A 2621-nucleotide genomic window follows, 5' to 3' on the forward strand; every position below is an offset into this window, starting at 1 on the left:
AGTTAATGGCTTACAGCTTGAAGATCAGCGCCGTCGTCAACAGCTCACATCATACGTTCAAGTTTACAATAACGGTCAATGGGAACTTTTTGATGTTCCAAACAATAAAAAAGGCCGCGACAATACTTTAGTATTATGGGAATACACCTGCCACTACGTTCGTGATGTTATGGGAGGAACTAGCTCATTAGTGAATTTCTCAATGCTACAAGATACTCGCTCAGCATTAGCAACATCTATTGATATGATGATGAACGACGATGCAATGGATTTTTCTTTGTATCAGTTACCGCTTGAAGAACAAAGCACATTCAAAGGCATTCTGTTAATCCCAATCGGGGTATTAGTCGTTGTGTTCTTGCGCGTCATTGTCGGCATCAAAACATCTGGCACATTTATGCCTGTTTTGATTGCACTAGCCTTTATTCAAACGACTTTATTAACTGGTTTAATTGGTTTCTTATTGATTGTAGCCTTTGGTTTAATGATCCGTTCCTATCTGTCGACACTCAATTTACTGCTCATATCCCGAATATCGGCGGTTATTATTGTGGTTATTTTTATCATCGGCTTATTTACCTTAATTTCATTCAAATTAGGCTTAAGTGAAGGCTTAACGATTACCTTCTTCCCGATGATCATTCTTGCGTGGACCATTGAGCGCATGTCTATTCTGTGGGAAGAAGAAGGCCCTAAGAAAGTCTTTGTATCAGGTGGTGGTAGCTTATTTGTAGCGACATTGGCGTATTTGGCCATGGACAACCAATTAGTTCAGCATTGGGTATTCAACTTCTTAGGTATTCATTTAGTGATTCTAGCGTTGGTATTAGTGATGGGACAGTACACAGGTTACCGTTTAACTGAATTAAAACGCTTTAAACCATTAGTTGGAGAGCAATAATGAAGTACGCCTGGCCCTGGGAATTGAGCCGTAGCGGTGTACTCAACATGAACAGGCGCAATATTAGCTATATTGGTCGTTATAATCAGCGTAAGTTTTATAAGCGTGTGGATGACAAACTAATTACTAAGCAACTTGCTCTTGCAAATGGTATTGCCGTTCCCGATTTAATTGGTGTTGTTCATCAACAACATAAGATACAAGAAATACCCGCTATGGTCCTTGATCGCACCGGTTTTGTGATAAAACCGGCAAAAGGTTCTGGTGGTAAAGGTATTATGGTGATCACTAGAGTGAGCAATGGCTGTTATTACAAGCCTAATGGTCATGAGGTGACTCATAGCGAAATTTATCGTCATGTATCGAACATTTTAAGTGGTTTATTTTCACTGGGCGGTAAACCTGATGTAGCGATTGTAGAAGGGTTAATTGAATTTGACCCGGTCTTTGAAGGATTAAGTTATGAAGGTGTCCCAGACATCCGCTTAATTGTGTTCAAAGGCTTTCCTGTAATGGGAATGTTGCGTTTATCTACAGCAGCATCAGATGGCAAAGCAAACTTACATCAAGGTGCTGTCGGTGTTGGTTTAGATATCGCAACAGGAAACAGTTTGCACGCAGTGCAATTTGATTTACCCGTTGATAAACATCCTGATACTCATTTTCCTCTTTCGAACATCAAAGTTCCTCATTGGGAAACTTTACTCCACACGGCATCCAGCGCCTATGAAATGTGTGAGTTAGGGTATTTAGGTACTGACATGGTGTTAGATAAAAACAAAGGCCCATTGTTACTTGAATTGAATGCCCGTCCAGGTCTAACGATTCAAATTGCCAATGGCAGAGGGCTTTTACCTCGACTTAAGCATGTTGAAGCGATGAAAAGCTCAACAATGTCGGTCGAGGAACGAGTGGCTTATGCTAAAAAGCATTTTTGTAGCAACCCTATTTTTTAATCTTTTAGCCACAGCAAGCGCTGTGGCTAATCCTTTAACACTGTTCATTGAACAGTGCTTACAATATCAACCATCTCTAGAACAGGATAACCTAGCACAAGACAATTTTTTATCTTTTCAGCCTGTTGAACAACAAGCCATTGAATTTGAAAAACGCACACTTGCGTTAAATAATATCAATGACAGAATTCAATACTACCGCCCTTTCGTCAAGGACAGCTTAAATAGACAAGCTTTATTGTGGTGCCAGTTACACCTTGCAGATGAACTTTATGCTTTAGCTAAAGCACCGAAAACCCAATTCCTAATTGATGAACTTCCACACCTTCTCTCGCCTTATAACCAATTAGGCAAGCGCTTGGTTGCCATCAAACAATCGCAGTGGGAGTTAATTGAAAAATCAAAACTGCACACCGCTCAGGCAAGTGTTAATCAAGCTTTGTCACAGCGGCAATTTATCATGCAGTTTAATCAACAAGACTGTGTATTAACCAATACACTGAATGAAGAACCCATCAATACCAATATTGATATTCGTCTTGCCAAATATTTAATTCATCAACCTATTGAACAGTGCAGAAAACAAGCTTGGCTTGCCTATCAAATTCGGGCAAAAGACAAACAAGCCTCACCGCTAGCATTAATCCATCACATACAAAAACAACACTCTAGTCTTCAAGACTATGATAATACCGCGCAGGCACAATTATCAGTTCATGGGTTAACCCCCCAACTGTTAGCGCAATTCTTAGCCAAACAGACAA

At 40.1% G+C, this 2621-nt stretch carries 2 protein-coding genes and 1 pseudogene; all 3 read left to right on the top strand.

Annotated features, from left to right (window positions below; genetic code table 11):
* Positions 1-901: 7TM domain-containing protein (locus tag H5202_RS20335; protein ID WP_272490481.1), on the top strand; the 901-nt coding region annotated here is incomplete at its 5' end.
* Complete coding sequence (locus tag H5202_RS20340; RefSeq protein ID WP_182773664.1) at positions 901-1857, top strand: alpha-L-glutamate ligase-like protein; 957 nt, start codon at positions 901-903, stop codon at positions 1855-1857. The genes H5202_RS20335 and H5202_RS20340, both read left to right, overlap by 1 nt.
* Positions 1820-2621, top strand: a pseudogene (locus H5202_RS20345) (hypothetical protein); the annotation flags it as partial. The gene H5202_RS20340 and the pseudogene H5202_RS20345, both read left to right, overlap by 38 nt.

The organism is Shewanella sp. SG41-4 (assembly GCF_014164505.1).
In the GTDB taxonomy this organism is placed as follows: Bacteria; Pseudomonadota; Gammaproteobacteria; order Enterobacterales; family Shewanellaceae; genus Shewanella.

Bases quoted from the DNA above. Each gene is read 5' to 3' on its own strand.
- H5202_RS20340 (WP_182773664.1), top strand. From the start codon at position 901: ATGAAGTACGCCTGGCCCTGGGAATTGAGCCGTAGCGGTGTACTCAAC.